At 40.4% G+C, this 2,480-nt stretch carries 3 protein-coding genes; 1 reads left to right on the top strand and 2 read right to left on the bottom strand.

Annotated elements, in window-relative coordinates:
• Positions 1-421 (top strand): hypothetical protein (locus tag AAF462_11550; GenBank protein ID MEM7009757.1); only part of this gene is annotated, 421 nt, incomplete at its 5' end.
• Positions 422-484: 63 nt separating this feature from the next.
• Here AAF462_11550 and AAF462_11555 read toward each other — a convergent pair.
• Both AAF462_11555 and AAF462_11560 read right to left on the bottom strand, forming a co-directional pair.
• Positions 485-1,816: a hypothetical protein gene (locus AAF462_11555; protein ID MEM7009758.1), complete on the bottom strand. Its 1,332-nt coding sequence runs from the start codon at positions 1,814-1,816 to the stop codon at positions 485-487.
• 140 nt (positions 1,817-1,956) lie between these two features.
• The coding region (locus AAF462_11560) for a hypothetical protein (GenBank protein ID MEM7009759.1) at positions 1,957-2,480 on the bottom strand (524 nt) is incomplete at its 5' end.

The raw sequence follows: 2,480 nt of genomic DNA on the forward strand, positions 1-2,480 counted from the left end.
AATGCTCCCAAGTGGAAGACAAATACTAGTTACAGACACTGTTGGATTCATTAGCGAGCTTCCCAAAGAGCTTATGAGTGCATTTAGAGCTACGTTAGAAGAGCTTGGTGGGTCATCTTTACTTCTTCATGTAGCTGATGCAAGCGACCCTTTGGTAGAAGATAGGATAGAGTCAGTAGAAAAAATTCTAGAAGCTACCGGCTACGTGAAGCTCCCGCAGCAGATCGTATTTAATAAATCTGACAAAGCATCTATAGCAATTTCTCAAAGACTTACGAGAATGTACAATGCCCCCGTGATCTCAGCATATGAGAAAACCAATCTTACAGAGGTTTATCAACTTTTAGATAGCTTACTAGATAAGTTATATGATTCGGATCTTGAACAACAAAATATTGAACTCCAACTAAACACTGCATAAAAAATCTCGAGTTATCAGTCATAGACAACCCGGGAAATTATATTTTCTATATTCTAAACAGTTTTATTTAATACTGTGTCTACGTCTGAAATAAATCAATGATGCTATTAGCATAAAAGTAGCAATAGCTATGATTCCCCATTTATTTAATGTAGGAACATTTCTTGCTGTTATAGGCTCCCCTATTCTCTCCCCCCTCATATCAAAGGGAAGCACAAGAGCATTTAGATTAGACATATCCACACCCTCAATTCTGATTTCCCATAGACCTGCAGGAATACTGGGAACTTGCACGTCTGCAATACTCGGATCACTTGTAAGTGTATCTAGTCTAAAGAGCTCCCATTCTCTGTCGCCAGATGGGTTATTGTTCTGATAAGAATTTCCAAGCGGATCAATTACTGAATAAAAGATATTAGGTGTCCTCACTACAACGCTTCCTGTAGGAGGGCCGTTATCGTCATTTGGCTGGGAAATATTTGCTGTTTCTGAAATAGCTTCAGTTCCTGCTGTCCATGGAGGAAGAAATGGAAATCCAGGGGTGTTCGGATCATCTGTATCAAATACTGGACTGTTTTCATCACCATGATCAAAATCACCATCCCAAATATCCAGAGCCGTCTCTCCATCTGGAACTTCCATAAAGAAATTCCATATCCCATCATATGTTGTTTCATGCAAACAGCATGAAGGATCTCTGTAATCACACAATGATGTTGGAGTAAATCCGCCACAAATCATCGTACAAGCAGGATTATCACAAGTTATGTTGGGGTATATCAGCATGAGTAGCTCCACTGAAAGCTCAGGTGTCTCTGAATTTATGGCTGCAGCAAAGGATACCGGTATGCCCGCTGGAACATACATTATTCCGGGTGTTCTAAGCTTAAAGAGGTTACTTATTGAAGTGCCGAGAGTTGGGCTTAACGGAGTTATGAAAAGAGTATAGACATACTCTCCGTTTGCATTAAGTGCGCTCGGATCATTTGGAAAAGTGAAATCTGACCAGTCATTATCAAGCATAGGTTCACCAGTGTTAAGACCGTCACTACCGTCACTAGTCCATAGCGCAATCACAGGTCCTGCAAGACCAGAACCATCTCCTAATGGGTCAGCATGAAGCTCCAATTTTATCTGTACATCTTCGCTGCCAACAACTGGATCAAACTGCATCCGGGCGTCGCCATCAAATATACCAAACTCGAAATTCTCTCCTGTTGATACAAGAACTACAGTAATCTGTGCCCCGCCTATGGTACTTAAGCCGTTGCCTGGAACTTCAAGAAACTCATTATCAACAGCACTACAAGTTGGCAAACAATCAAGCGCTGCAACCTTATCGACACCAAAGCTGAATACTAGAATCAGATATAACAATACACCTATATATTTCATATCATCCTCCTTCTTAAATTGTTTTCAGCAACCTATATAAGTGGATAAATCTAGGCTGTGGAAGTAATTATTTTTGAAGAAACCGGGTTACCTATGATAGATAACCCGGCATAAATTTAATTATAATTCTCAGCAAAATATTACGCTGTTCTTTGTCTACGTTTTAAATAAAATAGTGACACTAGCATTAAAATAGATGTAAGTCCTATAAGGCCCCATTCGTTTAATGTTGGAACATTTCTAGGAGGTAGAACCCACGTTTTTGAGACATTATTTGATGTTCTAGTCACCTGACTCATCTCGTCAAAGAACGATGCGACAATCGTATCCGTTCCAATATCAGTGCCCGAATATGTCCATGACACCATGCCGTTTGCATCTGTAGTACAATCGTCATTGACTGTACATTCCCCAGTGTTTGGATCACTCACCTGGCCCTGGTTAGGACCGGCAATTATCTCAAAGTTTACCAATAGCCCTTGTTGTGGAACGTTATCGATCTGGACAAAAGCAGTCACTGTATGGTCAGGTTCTATACCTAATTCATTTGTTGCCGTAGATGGTGTCAATGTTATAGAAGTAGGTGGTGGTGGACCTACAGGCGGGTCTCCATTTTCATCCACTCCTAAAAGATCAAATGGAAGTACTATGGAGTTTAAGTTAG

The organism is Thermodesulfobacteriota bacterium (assembly GCA_039028315.1).
Taxonomy (GTDB): Bacteria; Desulfobacterota_D; UBA1144; order Nemesobacterales; family UBA2774; genus CR02bin9.

Coding starts and splice junctions, on each gene's coding strand:
- AAF462_11555 (MEM7009758.1), bottom strand. CDS start 1,816: ATGAAATATATAGGTGTATTGTTATATCTGATTCTAGTATTCAGCTTT.